This window comes from Pseudorhizobium tarimense (assembly GCF_022968135.1).
GTDB lineage: Bacteria > Pseudomonadota > Alphaproteobacteria > Rhizobiales > Rhizobiaceae > Neorhizobium > Neorhizobium tarimense.
The window spans coordinates 23991-46330 of the sequence record NZ_JALJRA010000002.1 but is presented as its reverse complement, the minus strand read 5'-3'; the positions used below and the strand labels follow the sequence as shown (position 1 = coordinate 46330).

Here is a 22340-nt window from a genome sequence, read left to right as displayed (position 1 = left end):
GAAAGTCTCTGCCCCCGCTCCATCCGCCGTGATAGGGAGGCGCGATGGAAGGAAGGTGCATGAGCGGACACGAGATTGCGATCATTGGCGGCGGGCCGGCGGGGCTGATGGCCGCCGAGGTTCTGGCCGAAGCCGGTAATCGTGTCACGGTCTATGAGGCCATGCCGACCTTCGGCCGCAAGTTCCTGCTCGCCGGCAAATCCGGCCTCAATATCACCCATTCGGAAGATTTTTCGCGGTTCTGCACCCGCTTCGGGATTGCGTCGGAGCGTTTGAGGCCTGCCCTCCACACCTTTGCGCCCGACGGCGTCCGCCGTTGGGCCGCTGATCTCGGCACCGAAACCTTCGTCGGCTCTTCCGGACGCGTCTTCCCCACTGCCATGAAGGCCTCGCCTCTTCTGCGGGCGTGGCTGCGCCGGCTCGAGTCGCTGGGCGTCCGTCTGATGACACGCCATCGATGGATCGGGTTTGAGGGAGACAGCTTCCTCTTCGACACGCCCGCCGGCCGCCTGTCGGTTCAACCCGACGCCGCGGCTCTTGCGCTCGGTGGCGCCAGCTGGCCACGGCTGGGCTCCGATGCCGCGTGGGTTCCGTGGCTTCAGGCGAAGGGCATCGAGATATCGCCGTTCCGGCCAGCCAATTGCGGCTTCGACGTCGCCTGGAGCGATCTGTTTCGGGAGCGCTTTGCCGGCGCCCCATTGAAGTCGGTCGCCACAACCTCTCCGGCAGGAACCTTTCAGGGCGAATTTGTCGTCTCGAGCCACGGCATCGAGGGAAGCCTCGTCTATGCCCATTCCGCCGCCCTTCGGGATGCGCTGGAGAAAAAGGGGGAGGCAGCCCTCGTTGTCGACCTTGCACCGGGGCGGAGCGAGAAGCGGCTCGCCAAGGATATTACCCGGCAGGACGGCAAGGCAAGCTTTGCCAATCGGCTGCGCAAGGGAGCCGGCATAGAGGGCGTGAAGGCGGCGCTTCTGCGGGAGCTTGTCCCGGATGCTTCCCGGTTTCCCCCGCAGCAACTCGCCCGTCTGATCAAGGCCCTGCCGATCCCGCTGCTTCGCCCGCGGCCGATCGAGGAGGTAATCTCCTCGGCGGGCGGCATCGCGTGGCGGGAGATCGACGATCGCTTCATGCTCAAGCGCATGCCGGGCCTCTTTGCCTGCGGAGAAATGCTTGACTGGGAGGCGCCGACCGGGGGCTACCTGCTGACCGCCTGCTTTGCCACCGGCCGCGCCGCCGCCCAAGGCGTGACGGAGTGGCTGGCTGCGCGCTAAGGCCGCCTGCGGCGCGGCAAGACGTCATACCTAGGCATGGCTTCCAAAACCGGCCGACCGGCGCATAGAATGCCCTCGCGCACCGATCCCGCGGTGCCGCGCCGGGGGCCGCATCGCATGACGCTTGCCAGACGCCGACACCTCGTTCGCACGAGGCGCACCGTGACCGGGCTTATCCTCGTCGCGGCGATCTCCTTCATCGCCGGCATGACGGATGCGGTCGGCCTGCTCCTGTCCGGCGACTTCGTCTCCTTCATGACCGGCAACACGACGCGCGCTGCCCTTTACTTCGCAGAGGGCGACTACGGACATGCGATCATCCTGTTCTTTGCGCTCTGGGTCTTCGTCATCGGCAATGCGCTCGGCATCATCCTTGCCCACACCCTGTCCAGCCGCCGCACCTTCGTCGTGCTGACGGGCGTCGCGGTCACCATCGCCATTGCGGCGCTGGTGCCGGAAACAGGCTATCCGCGTGTCCGCTTCTACCTCGTGATCCTGTCCATGGGCATGATCAACGCAACGGTCGAACATATTGAAGGGCTGCCGATCGGCCTCACCTATATCACCGGCGCCCTGTCGCGCTTCGGCCGCGGCATCGGCCGGTGGATCGTCGGCGACCGGAACCCCACCGGCTGGGTGATCCAGACCATCCCTTGGACCGGCATGGCCGCCGGCGCCGTGACGGGCGCCTTCCTCACCCACTGGCTCGGCAGCAACGCTCTCTGGGTGGTGGTGCTCTGCGTGGCCGGCGTCGCAATCGCCACGGTCTTCCTGCCACGGCCCCTGCACCTGCACTTCCAGCAGCCGATCGTTACGAGCAGGCAGCCGCGCCGTTGACAGGCGCCGCCGAATGCTGCGACAGGATCAGCCATGTTCCTCATTTCGAAGCTGTTCTGGCTGGTCGCACAACCGCTCTCCCTCGCCTTCCTGCTTGCCGCGCTCGCAGCCGTGCTCGCGTTCGCCGGCTGGCGGCGTTCCGGTGGGGCGGCGGCCTTGGTCTCCGCCCTCGTGCTCTTCGTCACCCTTTACACCACCGCAGGTGGGGTCGCCCTGCAGGTGCTGGAGGAGAGATTTCCGAAGCCGGAGACCGAGCCGCAGGATCTATCCTGCATCCTGGTACTTGGCGGGGCACTGGAGAATGAGGTCACCACGAGCCGGGGCGGCGTCGAGCTGAACCAGGCGGGCGACCGCTACCTCGAGGCGCTTCGACTGGCACTGCGCCACCCGAACGCCCGGATCCTCATCTCCGGTGGCGACGGTTCGATCAGCGGCGCCTATGAAGGGGAAGCCGGCGCGTCCGAGCGGCTGTTTTCCGCCTTCGGCCTTCCTCCAGAACGGCTGGTGAAGGAGAACGCCTCGCGCACGACCTACGAGAATGCTCTGCAGACAAAGGATCTGTTGGCGCGTGAGAATCTGTCCGACTGCCTGCTTGTCACCTCGGCGTTCCACATGCCGCGCTCGGTGGGCCTGTTCCGTAAGGCCGAGATCCCGGTGACGCCCTGGCCCGTCGACTACCGGACCAGCGGCGTGCTTCGCCTCGGCTTCGACTTTACGCAGCCGACCTCGAATGCGCAGCTGACATCGACGGCCGTGCGGGAATGGATCGGCCTCTTTGCCTATTACCTCACCGGTCGGATCGATAGCCTCTTTCCTGCCGAGTGATCCCTACTTCTTGGAGATCGTGACGAAACGTCCGCCGCGGACACGGACGGTCATCTCGCAGGGCTTGTCGTCCGTGCGCTCACAGAAGCGAGGATGCATCTTCATCACGAACACCATGTTGCCGAAGCGCTTGACGAAGTCGTAGCCGTAGATGCGGGCGGTGGCGATCATGAAGTAGCCGCCCTCCTTAGCCCGCAGATAGAAGTTGTAGGGGCAGCCGTCCTCGTTGCAGTCCGGTCCGCGCGTGCCGTCGCAGGTCAGCTCGGCATGATTGGTGACGGCATCGACGATGCCGTCATTGTTGATGTCGAGCCGGGTCAGGAACCCGCTGCCGAACTGTGCGATATCGCAGGTCTTGCGGAAATGGTCCTTCTCGTAGATCTCCGGATCGTTGATCAGGTCCTGCTGGGCATGAGCGGCCGCCGGCAGAAAGGCCAGCGCCAGAACCTGGGTAGCGATGATGAAGCTTTTTTTCACGGGCCACGGCTCCTTCACTCTTCGCTCGCTGCGGCAGCCAGCGTAAGAAGTCGAAATTCGGGCGGAGGCTAGCAAGGCGCACTTGCGCGACGCTGATGTCCTTGAGCCGTTTTGGAGGTGAATGTGCTGATCGTGCTCAATTACGCAGGCGTGGTGGTGTTCGCGGCCACCGGAGCACTTGCCGCCTCACGAAAGCAGCTCGACCTGATCGGCTTCCTGTTCTTTGCCGCCATCACGGGCGTCGGTGGCGGAACACTGCGAGACCTGATCCTCGGCCAGGTACCGGTCTTCTGGGTGCGCGAGCCGGCCTACATCGTCGTCTGCGTCGTGACGGCCATCGTCGTCTTCTTCACAGCCCATCTCATCGAATGGCGTTATCGGCTTTTGATCTGGCTCGATGCGGTGGGGCTTGCCGCCTACAGCGTCATGGGTGCTGCGCTTGGGCTTGCAGCCTCCGGCTCACCGACGATCGCAATGGTCACGGGAACGTTGACCGCCACCTGCGGCGGCGTGCTACGCGATCTTCTGGCGGAAGAGCCTTCCGTGTTGCTGCGCCCGGAAATCTACATCTCCGCTGCATTGGCCGGTGCCGGTGCCTTCACCGCCGCCGAGGCAGCCGGCCTGCCGTCCTATGCTAGCTCTGCAGCCGGCTTTGGCGTCGCCCTGGCTCTGAGGGGTGGCGCGATCCAATACGGCTGGACGATCCCGCGTTACCGTTCACGGCCGGGACGCAATGCAGATGATGCTCTCAAGAAGCGTTGAAGGGCTTCAGCCCTTCTTTTCCCTCAGGCGTATCACCACGTCCACGTGAGCGATCTCCATGCCGTCCGGTGCCTCGGGCAGATTGCCGATGGCGATGTTGTTGACCGGAATGTCGAGAACCTCGTTGCGGCCTTCGACGAAGAAGTGGTGGTGATCGGAGGTGTTGGTATCGAAATAGGTGCGCGCGCCTTCCACCGCCAGCACGCGGATCAGCCCCGCCTCGGTGAACTGGTGCAGCGTGTTGTAGACTGTGGCGAGCGAAACGGGCACGTCGGCTTCGATGGCTTCCTCGTGCAGCTCTTCCACGGTCAGGTGGCGGTCGCCCTTGGCGAAAAGAAGATCGGCCAGCGCGATACGCTGACGCGTCGGGCGCAAGCCGCAGTCTCGCAACCTTGTCTCAATGCTGATCATGGCTTCTGCCATCGCGCCTGCACGCCCCATGTCCGTCTGCGACATCTATCTTGACTGTCGGATATAACTTTTGCAGCCACGGCTTTCAATAGCCCTCTGAAAGCGCCTGTGCTGCCGCAAAAAGATGTTATTTGCCGGCCAACCTCTGGTTTGCAGTGATGGCTTCCTATATGCGAACTGAAAAAGGGCAGCGCCACTTGCGCAAGCTGGGCGGCCTGTCGTCTAAACAGTGATGTGCTTCAAATTCGGCAGAATGTGCAATAAAAGGTCACACGCCGACGAGAGGGGACCCAGAGGTTAATGACGGAAAGACAGTCGAGTTTCAGCTACGAAGAACTCCTTGCCTGCGCACGCGGCGAGCTATTCGGTCCCGGCAATGCGCAATTGCCGCTGCCGCCGATGCTGATGGTTCACCGCATCACCGATATCTCGGAAACCGGCGGCGCCTTCGACAAGGGTTACCTCAGGGCCGAATACGACGTTCATCCCGACGACTGGTATTTCCCCGTCCACTTCCAGGGCAACCCGATCATGCCGGGATGCCTCGGTCTTGACGGCATGTGGCAGCTGACCGGTTTCTACCTCGGCTGGCTCGGTGAAGAAGGCCGCGGCATGGCGCTGTCCACCGGCGAAGTGAAATTCAAGGGCATGGTGCGCCCGCACACCAAGCTTCTGGAATACGGGATCGACTTCAAGCGCGTGATGCGCGGCCGCCTGGTGCTCGGCACTGCCGACGGCTGGGTCAAGGCCGACGGCGAGACGATCTATCAGGCATCCGACCTGCGCGTCGGTCTGTCGAAGGAAAAGGCCGCCTGAGCTTCGGCACCGGCGCGGCATCAAGCAGAAAAGGTCATCAAGATGAGACGGGTTGTTGTCACGGGTCTCGGCATCGTGTCCTCCATCGGAAACGACGCTACCCAAGTCACCGAATCTCTCCGCCAGGCAAAGTCCGGCATCTCCTTCTCGCAGGATTTTGCCGACCACGGCTTCCGCTGCCAGGTCTGGGGCCGCCCCGACCTCGACCCGACGGATCTCGTCGACAGGCGCGCAATGCGCTTCCTCAGCCAGGGCGGCGCCTGGAACCACGTCGCCATGAAGCAGGCGATCGCCGATTCCGGCCTTGAGGAGAAGGATTACTGCGAAAACGAGCGCACCGGCATCATCATGGGCTCGGGTGGTCCTTCGACGCGCACGCTGATCGAAGCCGCCGACATCACCATCAAGAACGGCAGCCCGAAGCGCATCGGTCCCTTCGCCGTTCCGAAGGCAATGTCGTCGACGGCGTCAGCGACGCTTGCCACCTGGTTCAAGATCCACGGCGTGAACTATTCCATCTCGTCCGCCTGCTCCACCTCGGCGCACTGCATCGGCAATGCTGCGGAGATGATCCAGTGGGGCAAGCAGGACATCATGTTCGCCGGCGGCCACGAGGACCTGGACTGGACGATGTCGAACCTCTTCGACGCCATGGGCGCCATGTCGAGCAAGTACAATGATGCTCCCGCCTCCGCCTCCCGCGCTTATGACGTCGACCGCGACGGCTTCGTGATTGCCGGCGGCGCTGGCGTCCTCGTTCTGGAAGAGCTGGAACACGCCAAGGCGCGCGGCGCCAAGATCTATGCCGAGATCGTCGGTTACGGTGCAACGTCGGACGGCTACGACATGGTTGCCCCGTCCGGCGAAGGTGCGATCCGCTGCATGCGCCAGGCACTTTCGACCGTCAAAGGCGATGTCGACTACATCAACACCCACGGCACCTCGACGCCGGTCGGTGATTCCAAGGAGATCGGTGCTATCCGTGAGGTCTTCGGAACCAAGATCCCGCACATCCAGTCGACGAAGTCGCTGACGGGCCACTCGCTCGGCGCGGCCGGCGTGCAGGAGTCCATCTACGGCCTGCTGATGATGCAGGAGAAGTTCATCGGCGAGAGCGCCCACATTCAGACGCTCGATCCGGAATTTGAGGGCGTTCCGATCGTCCGCAAGCGCATCGACGACGCGAAGATCGATACCATTCTGTCCAATTCCTTCGGGTTCGGCGGCACCAACGCCACGCTCGTCTTCCAGCGCTTGAACGGATAAGAGTTTATGACGGGGATCATGCAGGGGAAGCGCGGCCTGATCATGGGGGTCGCCAACAATCACTCCATCGCCTGGGGAATTGCAAAGACCCTCGCCGCCCACGGTGCGGAACTGGCCTTCACCTATCAGGGCGAAGCGCTGGGCAAGCGGGTCAAGCCGCTGGCGGCGGAACTGGGTTCCGACTTCCTCCTGCCCTGTGACGTCGAAAACATCGAGACCGTGGACGCCGCCTTCGACGCCATCAAGGAACGCTGGGGCAAGCTCGATTTCATCGTTCACGCCATCGGATTCTCGGACAAAAACGAGCTGAAGGGTCTCTACGCCAACACCACGCGCGACAACTTCTCGCGCACCATGGTGATCTCCTGCTTCTCGTTCACCGAAGTCGCCAAGCGCGCCGCCGACCTGATGAACGAGGGCGGCTCCATGCTGACGCTCACCTATGGCGGCTCGACCCGGGTTATCCCGAACTACAACGTCATGGGCGTCGCCAAGGCGGCACTCGAGGCCTCCGTCCGCTACCTGGCGGCCGATTACGGCCCACAGGACATCAGGGTGAACGCCATCTCCGCCGGCCCCGTGCGCACGCTTGCCGGTGCCGGCATCTCCGATGCCCGCGCCATGTACTCTTGGAACCAGAAGAACGCCCCGCTGCGCCGCACCGCGACGATCGAGGATATCGGCGGCTCGGCGCTCTATCTCCTGTCGGACCTGTCGCGCGGCGTCACCGGCGAGATCCACTACGTGGACGCCGGCTACAACATCACCTCGCTGCCGACCCTCGAACGGCTGCGCAAGGCGGACGTCGAGTAAGCCTCAGTTCGGCGCGTTTTCGACGATCTCTCTGGCTTCGGCCTTGATCGGCTTGTACTTGAAGGTTGCACAAACGATCCCGTGGTCGTTTGTGCCGCTTTCCTTGTGGTCGTCGAAGTGCAGGTGGTCGTTGTTGATCGTCAGGCCGTCGAACATCCAGATCCGGCGCCGGCTGTTGTCGTAGAATTCCTCGCTGACGAAGATGTGGTCGAGCGATTCCATCGCGTCCTGGTAGATATGCGTGTAGTAGATGTCGCGCGTGCTACGATATTCCTGCAGCGTCTGTGCTGTATAGAGCGCAACGTCACCGCCCCCGAGCGAATCGCCGACCAGGAAGCGCGGCTGGCCGGTCAGGATGTTGGCCGTATTGCTCAGCTGCCCGTCATTGACGTCCCCAAGAACAATGACGCCAGTCCTGTTGCCCTTCATCTGCTCCGTCAGCATGAAGCGCAATGCCGCCGCTTCCGCCGTACGGCGAATGGTGGAGATAGCTGAACCCAGCGCGGTCGCGTGCTTGCTGTAGACCGGGTTCTGCTTGAACCACTGTTCGCGCTCAACCTGCGTCGGCGCCTTGGACTTGAAGTGGCAGACATAGACGTGGACGTCGCCATACTCGTCGCGCGGGCGGATCGTCAGATGCAGCACCGGGCGCGAAAAGCTGTCGATGCTGACGGAAATCGCCGGCGTCTGCGGATCGTCGCCGGAGCTCTGCAGCACAAAATCCTCCGGAAACTCCACGATCCAGTCCGGCGCACCGGACATCAATCCTTTTCGGATAAGTGCCGCGCAGACGATGCGCTGACCGTCGGCATCTTCCGGAACCACCAGGTCGTATTCGTCCGCAAGCCCGGAGGCTTCCACCGCATTGGCAAGCGCGTCCGCGTGCCAGAGCTCCTGGAATCCGAATACGTCGGCGCGCAACTGGCGGATTGCCCTCTGCGTCCAGTCGATCTTCAGGTCGTACTGGTCTTGGGTCCAGCCCTTGCCGGTATAGATCGGCAGACCGGGTTCGTTTAGATTGTAAAGATTGAAGGTGGCGATGCGAAGCTCTTTCAACCGCATGACAGGTCCTCCGTCCAACGTCTCCACTCCCGCGGGAGCGAAGACTGACACAGAACCTCTACGGTTGAATGACGCCTGTTTCTTGGCGGTCTACCTCCGCGCCCACAACACCTTGAACCGGGCATTGCGGCAGGTTTCGCCGCTTTCCTTGAACTCGGCCGCCAGCACCGGCTCGTAGGGCAGCCCGCGATTAGCCACGAGCATCAGCCGGCCGCCACTCCTCAACGCCGCTGCCGCCGCGCGGATCATGGCCTTGCCCAACTCCGGATCGGCCGCCTGCGCCTCGTGGAAAGGCGGGTTCATGATCACGAGATCGTATTTCTCCTTCGGCGGCTCGGCTGCCAGGTCCTGCCAGAAGAAGCGGGCGTTGAGTTCGGGGCAGTTGCGCGCAACGTTGGCCTTGGCGAACTCCAGCGCCCGGTAATCGGCCTCGAAAAGGTCGATCCGGTTCGTGCGCGGCGCCTTCTCCGCCAGCATGACGCTGAGATAGCCCCAGCCTGCGCCGAAATCTGCGGCATTTCCGTCGAAGTCCGCCGGCAGGCGGCCCGCCAGGAGCTCGGAACCGGGATCGACACGGTCATGGGAAAAGATGCCGGGTGCGGCTTCGAACCGTCCCTCCACCTCAACCGTCGCCTTCTTCAGCGCCTTGATGGCAGCTTCAGCATTCTCCGGGCGGCCGAACCAGATCGCCACGCCGTGATACTTCGGTGTGTAGTCGAGCTCAATACCGAGCTTCAACAGCGTGGTGCGCAGCGGCTGGATGCCGTCTTCCTTGCCCCCGGCAACAACGATCACACCGCCTGCGCGGGTCCGTTGCAGCGCCTCAGCGACGCGGTCCTCGTTCTCGCCGCGGTGCTTGCCGCACAGCACCAGTGCCTTGTCGTAACCCTCGCCTTCGGCAAGCGGTGTCGCCCCCTCCTTCAGCGTCCGAAACAGCGGGCGGAAGGGCTGAACGGCGGAGACCTCACCTTCAAAGCCCTCCGGCAGCGGATGCCCGCCTTCTGCACCCAGAAAGAGAACGCGGTCAGACGCTTCCGGCAGTGGGACGGAGCCAATGTTGAACGGATGGAACAGGGTTTTCAGTGCGTCGCGGCTCATGGTGCCTCACCTTCGGCGGTGGATACAGAAAAGGCGCGGGAACAGGATCCCGCGCCTCTGAATTCGGAAAGAGAGCGGATTACTCGGCGGCTTCGCCGTCTTCCGACTTCTTCTTCTCCTGCACGATCTCCTGGCCGGTGACCTGATCGACAACCTTCATCGACAGGCGAACCTTGCCGCGCTCGTCAAAGCCCATCAGCTTGACCCAGACCTTGTCGCCTTCCTTGACGACGTCCTGGGTCTTGGCAACACGCTCGGAAGCGAGCTGCGAGATGTGGACCAGGCCGTCACGGGCGCCGAAGAAGTTGACGAAGGCGCCGAAGTCAGCGGTCTTGACGACCGTCCCTTCGTAGATGGCGCCCACTTCCGGCTCCGCAACGATCGAGTGGATCCACTTGCGGGCCGCTTCGATTTCCTTGCCAGAAGACGAGGCAATCTTGATGGTGCCGTCATCCTCGATGTTGATCTTGGCGCCGGTCTTTTCGACGATTTCGCGGATGACCTTGCCGCCCGAACCGATGACTTCACGGATCTTGTCGACCGGGATGTTCATCACTTCGATGCGCGGAGCGAATTCACCAAGTTGTGCACGACCTTCGGTGATGGCGTTCGCCATTTCGCCGAGGATGTGCTTGCGACCGCCCTGGGCCTGGGCAAGCGCGACCTTCATGATCTCCTCGGTGATCCCGGCGATCTTGATGTCCATCTGCAGCGAGGTGATGCCATCGGCCGTACCCGCGACCTTGAAGTCCATGTCGCCGAGGTGGTCTTCGTCGCCAAGAATATCGGAAAGAACGGCGAAGCGCTCACCTTCGAGGATCAGACCCATGGCAATACCCGCAACCGGCTTGGCCAGAGGAACGCCGGCATCCATGAGAGCGAGCGAGGTGCCGCAGACGGTCGCCATCGAGGAGGAGCCGTTGGATTCGGTGATCTCGGAGACGACGCGCAGCGTGTAGGGGAACTGTTCCGCCGTCGGCAGCATCGGACGGATTGCGCGCCAGGCGAGCTTGCCGTGGCCGATTTCGCGGCGGCCCGGAGAACCCATGCGGCCCGTTTCACCAACCGAGTAGGGCGGGAAGTTGTAGTGCAGCAGGAAGCGTTCCTTGTACATGCCGGTCAGGCTGTCGACATACTGCTCGTCTTCGCCGGTGCCGAGGGTCGCGACAACGATCGCCTGGGTTTCGCCGCGGGTAAACAGCGCCGAACCGTGGGTGCGCGGCAGGATGCCGACTTCCGAAACGATCGGACGAACGGTTTCCAGGTCGCGGCCGTCGATGCGGCTCTTGGTGTCGAGGATGTTCCAGCGAACGATCTTCGCCTGCAGGTGCTTGAAGACGGCGCCGACTTCTTCAGCGGAGTACTTCGCCTCGCCTTCCTCGGGCAGGAAGTGCGCCTTCACCTTCGCCTTGACGGCGTCGACGGCGGCGTAACGGGTAGCCTTTTCCGTGATCTTGTAGGCGTCGCGCAGCTCGGCCTCCGCGATCGAAAGCATTTCGGATTCCAGGGCGGAATGATCTTCCGGCTCGAACTCGCGCGGCTCCTTGGCAGCGACTTCAGCGAGCTTGATGATCGCGTCGATCACCGGCTGGAAGCCCTTGTGGCCGAACATGACGGCGCCGAGCATCACGTCTTCCGGCAGCTCCTTCGCTTCCGATTCAACCATCAGGACCGCGTCCTGGGTGCCGGCAACCACGAGGTCGAGGGTCGACTCGTCCATCTCGTCGAGATGCGGGTTCAGCACGTATTCGCCGTTGATGTAGCCGACGCGCGCGCCGCCGATCGGACCCATGAACGGAACGCCGGAAAGCGTCAGGGCAGCCGAAGTAGCAACCATCGACAGGATGTCCGGGTTGTTTTCCAAGTCGTGCTGGATGACGGTAACGACGACCTGCGTGTCGTTCTTGTAGCCTTCAGGAAAGAGCGGGCGGATCGGACGGTCAATCAGGCGCGAAACGAGCGTTTCGTTTTCCGAAGGACGGCCTTCGCGCTTGAAGTAGCCGCCCGGGATCTTACCGGCGGCATAGGTCTTTTCCTGGTAGTTGACGGTCAGCGGGAAGAAGTCCTGACCGGGCTTCGGCGCCTTGGCCGAAACGACGGTGGCGAGAACGACGGTTTCGCCATAGGTAGCGAGAACGGCGCCGTCAGCCTGACGGGCGATCTTGCCGGTTTCCAGCTTCAGCGGGCGGCCGGCCCACTCGATTTCAACGGTATGGGTATTGAACATGTCTTGTCCTTCGTAGCGCCGCGGCGGCCGGTCGGGCAGCATGCGCAGGCGCTGGCTGTGACGTGTCACGGGCAAGACAACGGGAGGCTTTCGTCGTGTGCGGGATGGCTTGACCATCCTCTCGCGGAGCCAGACGGAGCGTCTGGCGAAAGCATCCGGCAATCCTGCCCCATGGCAGGTCAGCGGTTGATTTGGCGAAGCCGGCCCATCCGGTCCGCCAGTCTTCGGCCTTGCGGCCGATCCTTCGGTCACCCGAAGATAAGAAAGGCGGGCGACCATTGTGAGGCGCCCGCCAATCAATTCTTAGCGGCGGATACCCAGGCTGGCGATCAGCTTGGTGTAGCGGCCTTCGTCCTTCTTCTTGAGGTAGTCAAGAAGCGAGCGGCGGCTGGAAACCATTGCGAGAAGGCCACGGCGGGAGTGGTTGTCCTTCTTGTGGCCCTTGAAGTGCTCGGTCAGGTTGTTGATGCGCTCGGTCAGGATCGCGACCTGGACTTCCGGAGAACCGGTGTCGCCTTCGGCGGTTGCGTATTCCTTGATCAGCGCAGCCTTGCGCTCAGCAGTGATCGACATCGGACAGATCCTTTCTTGATGAGGAACATGGGGTCGCCAAGGGCCGGGATGTCGTCCAGCCATGGCCGTGAATGAGCAAATGCGCTGCCAAAGGCATTGCCTGCTGGCGCTGCCTATACTCCATAAGGGTCGATAATGGAAGGGGCCGGCGAATGATCAGCCGAACACGCGCTTTGGCCGGAATTCGCCCTCACCGATCTCGCCGATCGCCACCAGCTTGCCGCGGGCGGTCGCATAGGCATCTGCCTCCGCCAGCGGCGCATCGCGGCCACGGAGAATGATCGGATTGCCCATGCGCAACCGGTGCGCCTGGTCTTCCGTGACAGCCAGATGCGGCAGGCTCGACAGCGCGTCGGCCGTGTCCATCAGTTTGGCATCGAGTGCCGCCAGACGCTCCTCGCGGTCTTCGATCGCTTCCAGCGCAACGAGATCGGCCAGCGGAACCATGCGGTCTTCAGCGAAAGGCGCAACGAAGGTGCGGCGAAGCGAAGAGATATGTCCGTAGCAGCCGAGATCGCGACCGAAGTCGCGGGCCAGCGCCCGCACATAGGTGCCCTTGCCGCATTCCACCTCGAAATGTGCCGTGTTGGCATCCGGACAGCCGAGCAGCGTCAGCCGATGGATCTCCACCTCGCGGGAAGGAATCTCCACAGTCTCGCCGTCACGCGCGAGGTCGTAGGCGCGCTCGCCGGCAATCTTGATGGCCGAGAACTGTGGCGGCACCTGTTCGATGGTGCCGGTATAATTCGGAAGGAGGCTGCGAATTTCTTCTTCGGACGGACGCGTTTCCGACGTCTTCGTCACGTCGCCTTCGAGGTCGTCCGTCAGGCGCTCTTCGCCCCAGGTGACGGTAAATTCGTAGATCTTGCGGCCGTCCATCACATAGGGAACGGTCTTGGTCGCGTCGCCGAGCGCGATCGGCAGCATGCCGGATGCCAGCGGGTCGAGCGTGCCGGCATGGCCGCATTTCTGGGCATTGAACAGCCACTTGATCTTCGACACCGCCTCCGTCGAACCGAAATCCACCGGCTTGTCGAGGATCAGCCAGCCAGAAACCGGGCGGCCCTTTGGTTTGCGTGGTTTGGACATTCTGCCTTCTTATTCTTCGTCTTCGGAGGACGGGGTATCGAGGTCGCGGCTGACCTCGGGGGAACGCAGCAGCTGATCGATCTTTTGGTAGTTGTCGAAGCTGGTGTCGTCGCGGAAGCGCACTTCCGGCATGTATTTCATCTGCCGCAACTGCCCGGACAGGCGGCCGCGAATGAACTTCGCGTTGCGGTTCAGCGCGTCGATCACGGCTTTGTGATCGGGCAGACCGAGCGGCGTAACATAGGCGGTGGCGATCTTCAGGTCGGGCGACATCCGTACTTCCGAAACCGATACCACGGTCGTTTCGAGAAGGTCATCGCGAACTTCGCCGCGCTGGAGCACCTGCGTGATGGCGGCGCGTACCTGCTCGCCAACACGAAGCATGCGCTGGGAAGGCGCCGAGGAAGTGGCTTTGGTCATTGTAATTCTCTTCTGGAGCGATTTTCGCGGTGCCTCGCCTTGAGGCGGCACAACGCTCTTGCAAGTAGGGCGTCAAATGACTCGTGAAGGCCCAAAGGTCAAGGAGGGTCTGTCATCGAACCGTCATCGTGACCACACCTGAAAGGCTGAGCGAGGTGCCTGCCTCCTCTCCCCATCTTGACGATTGCCGGGAAATGGACAAGTACAGAGCCATCTCCGCGCCCGCAAATCGCGTGGATCAGAATATGGTGCCGGGCCCCTCTGGCGAGAGTTTTTTCGGCGCTCTCGCGATGTCGGTACCGCCTGCAGTCGAGCCGGCGGACTTTTACTCATGAAACTTGATCTTTCCGTCTGCAGCAATGCCGGCAACGGTACCGCTGCATCATTTTTCCTTTGCCATTCCTCCTTGATGGGGGGCCGGGCATGAACCAGCCACAGACCCATACGACCCTGCTCGGCTACCTGAAGTGGTCGATCATCGCGACCGTTGTCGGCCTAGCGCTTGGAGCCGTCCTCGGCTGGCAGACCACCGGCTCGATCGGCGGCATGCTGACAGTCTTCTTCATCTGCGCCGTGCTGGCAGTGTTGGAGATCTCGCTCTCGTTCGACAACGCGATCGTCAATGCCAACAAGCTGAAGGACATGACGCCGGTCTGGCAGCACCGCTTCCTCACCTGGGGCATCCTGATCGCCGTCTTCGGCATGCGCATCGTGTTCCCGCTGCTGATCGTGGTGATCGCTGCTGGCATCGGGCCTATTGACGCCGTGGTCCTGGCGGCTGCCCAGCCGGAGGAATATGCCCGCATCATGAACGAGGCGCATCTCCCGATCGCCGCCTTCGGCGGAACGTTCCTGATGATGGTCGGGCTCACCTACTTCTTCAACCATGAGAAGGACGTTCACTGGATCTCGGTGTTCGAGAAGTACATGTCCCGCTACTCGACGATCAAGGGCATCGAAATTGCCTTCGTCCTGCTGCTGGTGCTGGTGTTTTCCAGCCTTCTCGAGGGTGAGGAAAGCGACACCTTCGTGATGTCGGCGATCTACGGGCTTCTCACCTTCCTGGCAGTGGAGCTGATCGGCGGCCTGCTTGATGCGTCGCAGCAGGCGATGACAGAGGCGGCCCGTGGCGGTCTCGGCGCGTTCATCTACCTTGAGGTGCTGGACGCCAGCTTCTCCTTCGATGGCGTCATCGGCGCGTTTGCGTTGACGCAGAACCTCTTCGTCATCGCCATCGGGCTAGGCATCGGTGCGATGTATGTCCGCTCGATGACGATCATGCTGGTCGAGAAGGAGACGCTGACCCATTACCGCTACCTGGAGCATGGCGCCTTCTACGCGATCCTGATCCTTTCGGTGATCATGTATGTGCAGACCCTTTACCACATCCCGGAAGTCATCACGGGGCTGGGTGGCGCAAGCCTCATCGGCCTCGCCCTCTGGTCCTCCATCCGTTACAATCGGGCGGAGCAGCAGCGGGAAACGGATCTCTCCCGCGGACACATCTGACACGGTGGTGACACGATCAAGAGGGGCCGGCGACGGCCCTTCTTTCTAAGAGCCCGAGACGTGGTCGCCGCGGCGGTCAGTCGAGCTTTTCGAGATAGGGAAGATCTTCAGGGTGGACCTCCCGGGTCACCCGCTGGATGCGGTCGATCGCCCGCTCCCGTGAGATCTGCAGGTGCCGCCGCAGCGCGTCCGCCGCCTCCGTCACCCGTCCCGCCTGCAGCCTGTCGACGATCTCCAGGTGCTCGGGCAGGAATGGTTCGGCGCCAAAGAGGCTCGGCATCCAGCGATAAAGAAAGCGGTGCGCGACCAGGAGCGCCTGCGGCAGGTTGATGGCCTGCATCAGCGGCGGGTTTCCGCAATGGCCCAGCAGCGTCACATGGAGATCCTCCTCCAGGTGATCGAGATCCGGTCCGGTGAGGCTTCCGGCGTTTCGTGCCGCCTCTTCCAGCCGTTGACGCATTCCCGGCAGAAGATCGCCCGGCAACCTCGGCGCCGCCTTCTCGAGAGCCACCGGCTCCAGCAGCCAGCGCAGTTCGTAGAGATCCGTCACGTGGTCGGGAGACATGGCCGGCGCGATCCACCGTGAACGATCGTCCTTTTGCACGACGCCGCGCTGTTGCAGGCGTGCGACGACATCGCGGGCCACCGTGCGGCTGACGCCGTAGTAGCGTGCCAGCTCCGTTTCGTTGACCCGCCAGCCGGCAAACGAGGTGCGGGCGGCGATCTCGCTTTCCACCTCCCCATAGATACGCGACCAGGTGGAGGCTTGCGTCAGCCGCAGGTCCCCTTCAAGCAGCTCCAGGGGAGCACCAGTGGATGGCTGCGCTTGTTTCTGCCGCTTCACCTGATAGCCCCGGCCGCTTCCCTTCGCCAGAAGCCCTTGCCGCTCCAGCTCAGCCAGCGCCTGGCGAGCCGGGGCGCGGCTGATCCCGAACTGTGCAGCGAGCGCGGATTCGCTGAGCCTTGCGCCCTCGCGCAAGGCGCCTTGCGTGATCTGGGCTGCGAGGATGTCGAATACCTGCTGGTAGAGACGTGGCACCGTCCCGCCCTGCGTCCGTGCCGCCGCCATTCCCGCTTCCATCTTTGCAGCCGATGTCATCCCGCCTCCTGACGCTGGCGCTTACCCCGGCTGCGTTTCTTCCCCCGCCACAGCCACGGGCAAGCTCTTGATCAAACTAACAGCTTGATCGCGCGCCATCAAACGACCCTCGTGATTACCGACGGATTAATCAGCACTATCAAAAGGCGGTAGGAGGTCTTGCAAGAAGAGATTTTTCGTATAGTGTACACTTAGTACGTTATCGGCGGCGACCTTGGAGGAGGGACGGATGGCAGGACGGCTCAATGGCAAGCGTGCCTTCGTCACAGGTGCGGGCCAGGGCATGGGCCGCGCCATCGCGCTTGCCTTCGCTGCGGAAGGAGCCGATGTCGTGGCCAGCAGCCGTACACTGGCAAAGATGGAGGACCTTCCGGCGCTTTCCCCGAAAATCGGAATCGTCGAGCTCGATGTCACCGATGCGAATACGGTCGCTCGCCGCATATCAGAAGCCGGGCCACTCGATATCCTCGTCAATTGCGCCGGCTGGGTTCACACGGGCTCGATCCTCACCTGCAGCGAAGAGGACTGGCAGAAGAGCCTGGAGCAGAACGCCACCTCCGCCTTCCGCACGATGAAGGCGGCCTTGCCGGGAATGGTCGAGCGGGGGCGCGGGTCGATCGTCAACGTCGCCTCGGTTGCCTCCAGCATCACCGGCGTCGCCGACCGCCTCGGCTACGGCTCCAGCAAGGCGGCGATGATCGGGCTGACCAAGGCTGCCGCACGCGATCTCATCAGCACCGGCGTCCGCGTCAACGCGCTCTGCCCCGGCACCACCCTTTCCCCCTCGCTGCAAAGCCGCATCGACCAGAGCCCTGACCCGCAGGAGATGGCGCGGACGTTCATGGCGCGCCAGCCGATGGGACGGCTCGGGAGCGTCGAAGAGATGGCTGCGGCAGCCGTTTATCTCTCCAGCGACGAAACCGCATTCATGACAGGACAGATCCTCGTGATCGATGGAGGCCAGACCCTATGAACTCATCCCTGAAGCCGCCTACAGGCGAGGCCGTGCTGCACGCTTCCATAGACGCGGTCGATCGCTTCTGCCGAGAGGTCTTCGCCGCCATTGGTGCGGATGAGGCAACGGCGGACGCTGCGACGCGTGCCATGATGCACGGATCGCGGCTCGGGGTGGACAGCCATGGCGTGCGCCTGCTCGACCACTACGTCAAGGTGATGAATGGTGGCCGCGTCAACCGGACTCCCGATGTCCGGATCGTCCAGTCCTTCGGCGCTGTCGCCTCGCTCGACGCCGATCATGGACACGGCGCACTCGGCGCCTACCGCGCTATGGACCATGCCATCGAACTTGCCGACAAATTCGGCATCGGCGCCGTTTCCATCCGCAACAGCTCCCATTTCGGCCCGGCAGGCGCCTATGTGATGGAGGCAACCCGCCGAGGCTTTGCTGCGCTGGCGGTCTGCAATTCGGACAGCTTCGTGCGCCTGCACGATGGCGCCATGCGCTTTCATGGCACCAACCCGATTTCCTTCGCCGTACCCGTTACGGGGGACAATCCGTGGCTGCTCGATATGGCCACCAGTGCCGTCCCGTATAATCGGGTGCAGCTCTACCGGAGCCTTGGCGTTCAGCTGCCGGAGGGGGTTGCGTCGGAGGCCGACGGTCGCGACACGCGCGATCCTTCGCTGGTCGAGATGCTGGCGCCGGTTGGCGGCGAATTCGGCTTCAAGGGCGCCGGCCTGGGCGGCTTCGCCGAAATCCTCAGCGCCGTTTTCTCCGGCATGAAGCTGAGCTTCGACATTCTGCCGATGAATGGGGCCGACATATCGACACCACGGGGTCTCGGCGCCTTCGTGCTGGCATTGAAGCCTGGCGCCTTTGTCAGCGAGGAGATTTTCCAGGCCGGCATCAAACGTTACGTTGAAGTATTGCGGAGTTCGCCGGCACGCGAGGGGATGACGGTGATGGCACCGGGCGACAGGGAATGGCGGGTGGCACGCGAGCGCGAGCAGAGCGGCGTTCCGCTCGACCCCGCGACCCGCGACGCCTTCGCCGTGCTTGCCAAGGAGCACCGATTGACGCCGCCGTTTAGCCTGTAACACCGCTGCGCTAAGATCGGCGGCCTGCGGACTTTCCCGCCGAGGAAGGAAGTGTCGAAACGTCAACCAAGAGGAGGAGTAGCATGCGCAAGATCACAAGGAGAATGCTCCCGCTGCTGGCTGCGGCAGGATTGGCCATCGTCGCCGGCGAGACCGCTAGCGCACAAGATACCTACACCCTGCGTTTCAACCATGTTCTCGGACCAAGCGAGCCGTTCCACGAAGGTTTCATGAAGTGGGCGAAGCGGGTCGAGGAGCGCACCAATGGCGGCCTCAAGATGGAGGTCTATCACAGCGCACAGCTCGGCGTCGAAGAAGACATCATCGAGCAGATCCGCCAGGGCGCCAATGTCGGGCAAAACACCGACTCGGCCCGGCTCGGCAATTACGTACCCAGCATCGCGGTGATGAACGGCCCCTATTTCGTCAGCTCTCTTGAGGATGTCTGGAAGCTTTCGGAATCGCCGACCGTCCAGAAGTGGGAAGAGGAGCTCGCCACGCAGCACGGCCTGAAGGTGGTCTGCTTCGACTGGGTGCAGGGCTTCCGCAACTTCTTTACCAACAAGCCGATCCGCACGCCGGAGGACCTTGCGGGGCTTCGCATCCGCACGCCGCCTGCGCCAATCTGGCAGGAATCCATCCGCGCGCTCGGCGCCGCCCCGACGGCCATGGCCTTCGGCGACATGTACCCGGCCCTGCAGCAGCAGGCGATCGACGGGGTAGAGCTCGTCTATGCCAACATCCCAGGCGGGCGTTTCTACGAGGTGCTGAAATTCGCCAACGAGACCAAGCACATCATGCTGATCAATTTCCAGGTGGTCAGCTCGCAGTGGTTCAACGGCCTGCCGGAGGATTATCAGACGGCGCTGGTGGAGGAGTGCAAAACAGCTGGACGAGAGACGTCCCAGACGATCCAGGACATGGCCGAGACCATCAAGGCGGACCTGCAATCGAAGGGCATGGAGATCGTTACCGATGTCGATCTGGAAGCCTTCAAGGCCGCCGGCGAGAAGGCCTATGAAGCGCTTGGAATAACCGATGCGAAGAAGGCCGTTCAGGCTGAACTTGGAAACTAGCAGGTAGAAAGCAGACCCGGCCGCAGGGATTCCGATGCGAAACATCTACGACATGATCGGCAAGTTCGAAGCGGTGGTGGCCGGGATCCTGCTCATCCTGATGGTCCTGTTGATCTTTTCGGGCGGCCTGGCGCGTCTGGCCGCCCACCCGCTCAACTGGACCATCGACTTCGCCACCTGCTTCTTCGCCTGGGCCTGCTTCATCTGCGCCGACATCGCCTGGCGACGCAACGCGCTGATGTCCATAGATCTCCTGACCGAGCGGCTGCCGGCGTCCGGTCAGCGGATGCTCACCTATCTGAACTATGTGATCCTTATCGCCTTCCTGTTGTTCGTGGTCGTCTACGGGGTGCAGCTTGCCTGGACCAGCCGGGCACGCAGCTTCCAGGGGATCCCCTGGATCAGTTATTCCTGGGTAACCGCCAGCCTGCCCTTCGGCGCTCTCCTCCTGACGCTGACGACGATCGTCAAATTCCTCGATCTTCGCCGCGGCGCCGGACATGCCGCCGGCACGAACGGCTGAGGAGGCCGTCATGCTTCTCGTCACCATCGCCTTCATCGTGCTGATGCTGATCGGAATGCCGGTCGCGTTTGCCATCGGCATATCCGGCATCGTCTTCTTCCTGCAGCATCCGGAACTTCCAATCACCATCCCGCTGCAGCAGACGATCTCGACGACGCAGAATTTCGCCCTTCTGGCCATCCCGCTCTTCATCATGGCCGGTAACCTGATGAATGCATCGGGTATCACCGAGCGGCTGCTCGACCTCGCCTCCGTGATTGCCGGGCGCATGAAAGGCGGGCTGGCGCAGATGTCGCTCGCGCTTTCCGGCCTGATGGGCGGCGTCTCGGGCTCGGCCATCGCCGATGCCGCGATGCAGAGCCGCATGCTCGGCAACGAGATGATCAACCGCGGCATGTCGAAGGGATTTACCGCCGGCGTCCTGTCGTTCGGCGCTATCCTGACGCCGATCATCCCGCCGGGGCTTGGCTTCATCATCTACGGCACCATCGGCCAGGTCTCGATCGGTCGGCTGTTTGCTGCAGGGTTCGTGCCCGCCTTCCTGCTCTGGGCAGCACTTGCCTTCACCGTCTCCCTCGTCGCCAACAAGCGTAACTATCCGGCGCAGCGGCGCGAGCGTGCGTCGGCTCGCGAAGTGGCGGCCGCCTTGCGCGGCGGCATCTGGGCCATCCTGTTTCCCATCATCCTGCTTGCCGGGCTCCGCTTCGGCATCTTCACACCCTCGGAGATCGGCGCCTTCGCCGTGATCTATGCAGTCTTGATCGGCGTCATCGCTTATCGGAAGCTCAAGGCGGCATCGTTTCGCGAAGCTCTTGAAGGCAGCCTGTCCGATGTCGGCGCCGTTATGTTCCTGATCGCGCTGTCGGCGATCTTCAGCTACGGCATCGTGCTCGAACGGGTGCCGGAACTGATCTCCGGCGCCATTCTCTCGATCACCGACAACTTCTACGGCGTGCTGACGCTTATCGTGCTGTTCATCGTCGCCTGCGGCTTCTTCATCGATGCGACGGTGCTGATCATCATGCTGACCCCGATCTTCCTGCCTCTGATCCGCAACCTCGGCGGCGATCCGGTGCATTTCGGCGTCGTCTTCGTCGTTGCCGCCACCATCGGAAATTTCACACCACCCGTCGGCGCCGCAATGTATGCAGTGTGCTCGATCCTCAAGGTCAAGATCGGCGATTACACGCGTGAATCCCTCCCTCTCCTGATAGCGGTCGCCTTGGTGACGCTCCTGCTCGTCTTCGTTCCGCAGGTAGTGCTCTTCGTCCCGAACCTGCTGTTCAATCGCTAGCAGTTGCAGAGGGGTTAACTTCGGCAGTCAGCCGTTAGTGTTTGGTTAACCATGTTCTGGAAAGACTTCGCTCCGACGGCATCATGAGGGTGCGTGGACAGGAGCATGAGGCTTCAGGACGCGCTTCTGGGGACGAAGATGCCAGTCATTACCTTTGCCAATACCAAGGGCGGCGCCGGCAAGACGACCGCCGTGCTGCTGCTTGCAACCGAACTGGTGCAGCAGGGGTTTCGCGTCACAGTCCTGGACGCCGATCCGCAACAGTGGATTACCCGCTGGCACAAGCTGTCTGCGGTCAGCGACCGTCTCACCGTCGTCCCCTACGTCAACGCCTCCACCATCGAACGCAACATTGCCGATGCGCGACCCACGACCGATTACTTTATCGTCGACCTGCCGGGTGCACGCACCTCCCTGCTCGCGACCGCGATTGGGCTTTCCGACCACGTGCTGATCCCGATCCAGGGCTGCGCCATGGACGCGCAGGGGGGTGCCAACGTGCTGGAGCTCCTGCAATACCTGGAGCGGCGGGCCAATATCCGGGTGCCCCACTCAGTCGTCCTGACCCGCGTCAACCCGATGGTGACCACGCGGGCCCTGCTCGCGGTCAAGGGTCTCCTGGCGCAGCGCAACGTCGATGTCCTCAACATCCCGATCGTCGAGCGTGCCGCCTTCCGCGACGTCTTTGACTGCGGAGGATCGCTGCACACGATGGACGAGACGCAGGTTAGCAATCTTGACAAGGCGCGCGAAAACGCCCGCCTCTTCGCCGAGGAAATGGTCCGTCGGGTGCCGGTCAAGCGTGCAGCCTCACGTCGCCGCCGCGCCGCCTGA

General features: G+C 62.7%; 23 protein-coding genes. 14 read left to right on the top strand and 9 right to left on the bottom strand.

Features of this window, described 5'->3' with window-relative positions; translation table 11 throughout:
• The first annotated feature begins 59 nt into the window (after positions 1-59).
• The 3 genes from MUU54_RS02450 (at position 60) to MUU54_RS02440 (ending at position 2933) form a co-directional block, all read left to right on the top strand.
• Complete coding sequence (locus MUU54_RS02450; RefSeq protein WP_247242460.1) at positions 60-1271, top strand: TIGR03862 family flavoprotein; 1212 nt, start codon at positions 60-62, stop codon at positions 1269-1271.
• Positions 1272-1388: 117 nt separating this feature from the next.
• Positions 1389-2108 (top strand): YoaK family protein, encoded by a 720-nt coding sequence (locus MUU54_RS02445; protein WP_247242459.1) that lies wholly within the window; start codon positions 1389-1391, stop codon positions 2106-2108.
• Between the two features lie 33 nt (positions 2109-2141).
• Positions 2142-2933, top strand: coding sequence for a YdcF family protein (locus tag MUU54_RS02440; protein WP_247242458.1), 792 nt, complete (start codon positions 2142-2144; stop codon positions 2931-2933).
• A 3-nt stretch (positions 2934-2936) separates the two neighbouring features.
• Here the strand turns inward: MUU54_RS02440 and MUU54_RS02435 are convergent, their stop codons facing one another.
• Positions 2937-3410 (bottom strand): hypothetical protein, encoded by a 474-nt coding sequence (locus tag MUU54_RS02435; RefSeq protein ID WP_247242457.1) that lies wholly within the window; start codon positions 3408-3410, stop codon positions 2937-2939.
• A 117-nt stretch (positions 3411-3527) separates the two neighbouring features.
• On the opposite strand from MUU54_RS02435, the gene MUU54_RS02430 reads away from it, so the two are divergent.
• On the top strand, positions 3528-4172 hold the full coding sequence (locus MUU54_RS02430) for a trimeric intracellular cation channel family protein (RefSeq protein ID WP_247242456.1): 645 nt from the start codon (positions 3528-3530) through the stop codon (positions 4170-4172).
• Between the two features lie 6 nt (positions 4173-4178).
• Here MUU54_RS02430 and irrA read toward each other — a convergent pair whose 3' ends face one another.
• Positions 4179-4595, bottom strand: coding sequence for an iron response transcriptional regulator IrrA (irrA, locus tag MUU54_RS02425; RefSeq protein WP_247242716.1), 417 nt, complete (start codon positions 4593-4595; stop codon positions 4179-4181).
• A 288-nt stretch (positions 4596-4883) separates the two neighbouring features.
• Here irrA and fabA point away from each other — a divergent pair, with 288 nt between their 5' ends.
• The 3 genes from fabA to fabI are packed head-to-tail and all read left to right on the top strand — an operon-like array spanning position 4884 to position 7478.
• The gene (gene fabA, locus MUU54_RS02420) at positions 4884-5399 is read left to right on the top strand and encodes a 3-hydroxyacyl-[acyl-carrier-protein] dehydratase FabA (RefSeq protein WP_239998275.1); all 516 of its coding nucleotides are present in this window, start codon (positions 4884-4886) and stop codon (positions 5397-5399) included.
• A 42-nt stretch (positions 5400-5441) separates the two neighbouring features.
• Positions 5442-6665, top strand: a complete 1224-nt coding sequence (fabB, locus tag MUU54_RS02415; RefSeq protein WP_247242455.1) for a beta-ketoacyl-ACP synthase I — start codon at positions 5442-5444, stop codon at positions 6663-6665.
• Positions 6666-6671: 6 nt separating this feature from the next.
• A complete protein-coding gene (gene fabI / locus MUU54_RS02410; RefSeq protein WP_247242454.1) occupies positions 6672-7478 on the top strand; it encodes an enoyl-ACP reductase FabI in 807 nt (268 codons plus the stop codon).
• A gap of 3 nt (positions 7479-7481) precedes the next feature.
• Here the strand turns inward: fabI and MUU54_RS02405 are convergent, their stop codons facing one another.
• The 6 genes from MUU54_RS02405 to rbfA form a co-directional block, all read right to left on the bottom strand.
• Complete coding sequence (locus tag MUU54_RS02405; RefSeq protein ID WP_247242453.1) at positions 7482-8540, bottom strand: endonuclease/exonuclease/phosphatase family protein; 1059 nt, start codon at positions 8538-8540, stop codon at positions 7482-7484.
• Positions 8541-8630: 90 nt separating this feature from the next.
• A complete protein-coding gene (locus MUU54_RS02400; RefSeq protein WP_247242452.1) occupies positions 8631-9638 on the bottom strand; it encodes a class I SAM-dependent methyltransferase in 1008 nt (335 codons plus the stop codon).
• A 79-nt stretch (positions 9639-9717) separates the two neighbouring features.
• Complete coding sequence (gene pnp, locus MUU54_RS02395; RefSeq protein WP_247242451.1) at positions 9718-11865, bottom strand: polyribonucleotide nucleotidyltransferase; 2148 nt, start codon at positions 11863-11865, stop codon at positions 9718-9720.
• Positions 11866-12168: 303 nt separating this feature from the next.
• Positions 12169-12438, bottom strand: a complete 270-nt coding sequence (gene rpsO / locus MUU54_RS02390) for a 30S ribosomal protein S15 (protein WP_247242450.1) — start codon at positions 12436-12438, stop codon at positions 12169-12171.
• Positions 12439-12594: 156 nt separating this feature from the next.
• Positions 12595-13527 carry a tRNA pseudouridine(55) synthase TruB gene (gene truB / locus MUU54_RS02385; RefSeq protein ID WP_247242449.1) on the bottom strand — a complete coding sequence of 311 codons (933 nt, stop codon included), beginning with the start codon at positions 13525-13527 and terminating at the stop codon, positions 12595-12597.
• Positions 13528-13536: 9 nt separating this feature from the next.
• Positions 13537-13947 carry a 30S ribosome-binding factor RbfA gene (gene rbfA / locus MUU54_RS02380; RefSeq protein WP_247242448.1) on the bottom strand — a complete coding sequence of 137 codons (411 nt, stop codon included), beginning with the start codon at positions 13945-13947 and terminating at the stop codon, positions 13537-13539.
• A gap of 423 nt (positions 13948-14370) precedes the next feature.
• Between rbfA and MUU54_RS02375 the strand changes: the two genes are divergently transcribed.
• The gene (locus MUU54_RS02375; RefSeq protein WP_247242447.1) at positions 14371-15456 is read left to right on the top strand and encodes a DUF475 domain-containing protein; all 1086 of its coding nucleotides are present in this window, start codon (positions 14371-14373) and stop codon (positions 15454-15456) included.
• A gap of 76 nt (positions 15457-15532) precedes the next feature.
• On the opposite strand, the gene MUU54_RS02370 is transcribed toward MUU54_RS02375, so the two are convergent.
• Positions 15533-16555 carry a GntR family transcriptional regulator gene (locus MUU54_RS02370; RefSeq protein ID WP_247242446.1) on the bottom strand — a complete coding sequence of 341 codons (1023 nt, stop codon included), beginning with the start codon at positions 16553-16555 and terminating at the stop codon, positions 15533-15535.
• A 229-nt stretch (positions 16556-16784) separates the two neighbouring features.
• On the opposite strand from MUU54_RS02370, the gene MUU54_RS02365 reads away from it, so the two are divergent.
• From MUU54_RS02365 to MUU54_RS02340, 6 genes are all read left to right on the top strand, one after another.
• On the top strand, positions 16785-17528 hold the full coding sequence (locus MUU54_RS02365) for an SDR family oxidoreductase (RefSeq protein ID WP_247242445.1): 744 nt from the start codon (positions 16785-16787) through the stop codon (positions 17526-17528).
• Positions 17525-18613, top strand: coding sequence for an Ldh family oxidoreductase (locus MUU54_RS02360; protein ID WP_247242444.1), 1089 nt, complete (start codon positions 17525-17527; stop codon positions 18611-18613). The genes MUU54_RS02365 and MUU54_RS02360 overlap by 4 nt, the downstream gene beginning before the upstream one ends.
• Before the next feature lie 83 nt (positions 18614-18696).
• On the top strand, positions 18697-19689 hold the full coding sequence (locus MUU54_RS02355) for a C4-dicarboxylate TRAP transporter substrate-binding protein (RefSeq protein ID WP_247242443.1): 993 nt from the start codon (positions 18697-18699) through the stop codon (positions 19687-19689).
• Positions 19690-19723: 34 nt separating this feature from the next.
• Positions 19724-20212 carry a TRAP transporter small permease gene (locus MUU54_RS02350; protein ID WP_247242442.1) on the top strand — a complete coding sequence of 163 codons (489 nt, stop codon included), beginning with the start codon at positions 19724-19726 and terminating at the stop codon, positions 20210-20212.
• A gap of 10 nt (positions 20213-20222) precedes the next feature.
• Entirely contained in the window at positions 20223-21506 is a 1284-nt protein-coding gene (locus tag MUU54_RS02345; protein WP_247242441.1) for a TRAP transporter large permease, read from the top strand.
• Positions 21507-21644: 138 nt separating this feature from the next.
• Positions 21645-22340, top strand: a complete 696-nt coding sequence (locus MUU54_RS02340) for a ParA family protein (RefSeq protein WP_247242715.1) — start codon at positions 21645-21647, stop codon at positions 22338-22340.

Bases quoted from the DNA above. Each gene is read 5' to 3' on its own strand.
- MUU54_RS02450 (WP_247242460.1), top strand. From the start codon at position 60: ATGAGCGGACACGAGATTGCGATCATTGGCGGCGGGCCGGCGGGGCTG.
- MUU54_RS02445 (WP_247242459.1), top strand. From the start codon at position 1,389: ATGACGCTTGCCAGACGCCGACACCTCGTTCGCACGAGGCGCACCGTG.
- MUU54_RS02440 (WP_247242458.1), top strand. From the start codon at position 2,142: ATGTTCCTCATTTCGAAGCTGTTCTGGCTGGTCGCACAACCGCTCTCC.
- irrA (WP_247242716.1), bottom strand. From the start codon at position 4,595: ATGGCAGAAGCCATGATCAGCATTGAGACAAGGTTGCGAGACTGCGGC.
- fabA (WP_239998275.1), top strand. From the start codon at position 4,884: ATGACGGAAAGACAGTCGAGTTTCAGCTACGAAGAACTCCTTGCCTGC.
- fabB (WP_247242455.1), top strand. From the start codon at position 5,442: ATGAGACGGGTTGTTGTCACGGGTCTCGGCATCGTGTCCTCCATCGGA.
- fabI (WP_247242454.1), top strand. From the start codon at position 6,672: ATGACGGGGATCATGCAGGGGAAGCGCGGCCTGATCATGGGGGTCGCC.
- MUU54_RS02405 (WP_247242453.1), bottom strand. From the start codon at position 8,540: ATGCGGTTGAAAGAGCTTCGCATCGCCACCTTCAATCTTTACAATCTA.
- MUU54_RS02400 (WP_247242452.1), bottom strand. From the start codon at position 9,638: ATGAGCCGCGACGCACTGAAAACCCTGTTCCATCCGTTCAACATTGGC.
- pnp (WP_247242451.1), bottom strand. From the start codon at position 11,865: ATGTTCAATACCCATACCGTTGAAATCGAGTGGGCCGGCCGCCCGCTG.
- rpsO (WP_247242450.1), bottom strand. From the start codon at position 12,438: ATGTCGATCACTGCTGAGCGCAAGGCTGCGCTGATCAAGGAATACGCA.
- truB (WP_247242449.1), bottom strand. From the start codon at position 13,527: ATGTCCAAACCACGCAAACCAAAGGGCCGCCCGGTTTCTGGCTGGCTG.
- rbfA (WP_247242448.1), bottom strand. From the start codon at position 13,947: ATGACCAAAGCCACTTCCTCGGCGCCTTCCCAGCGCATGCTTCGTGTT.
- MUU54_RS02375 (WP_247242447.1), top strand. From the start codon at position 14,371: ATGAACCAGCCACAGACCCATACGACCCTGCTCGGCTACCTGAAGTGG.
- MUU54_RS02370 (WP_247242446.1), bottom strand. From the start codon at position 16,555: ATGACATCGGCTGCAAAGATGGAAGCGGGAATGGCGGCGGCACGGACG.
- MUU54_RS02365 (WP_247242445.1), top strand. From the start codon at position 16,785: ATGGCAGGACGGCTCAATGGCAAGCGTGCCTTCGTCACAGGTGCGGGC.
- MUU54_RS02360 (WP_247242444.1), top strand. From the start codon at position 17,525: ATGAACTCATCCCTGAAGCCGCCTACAGGCGAGGCCGTGCTGCACGCT.
- MUU54_RS02355 (WP_247242443.1), top strand. From the start codon at position 18,697: ATGCGCAAGATCACAAGGAGAATGCTCCCGCTGCTGGCTGCGGCAGGA.
- MUU54_RS02350 (WP_247242442.1), top strand. From the start codon at position 19,724: ATGCGAAACATCTACGACATGATCGGCAAGTTCGAAGCGGTGGTGGCC.
- MUU54_RS02345 (WP_247242441.1), top strand. From the start codon at position 20,223: ATGCTTCTCGTCACCATCGCCTTCATCGTGCTGATGCTGATCGGAATG.
- MUU54_RS02340 (WP_247242715.1), top strand. From the start codon at position 21,645: ATGCCAGTCATTACCTTTGCCAATACCAAGGGCGGCGCCGGCAAGACG.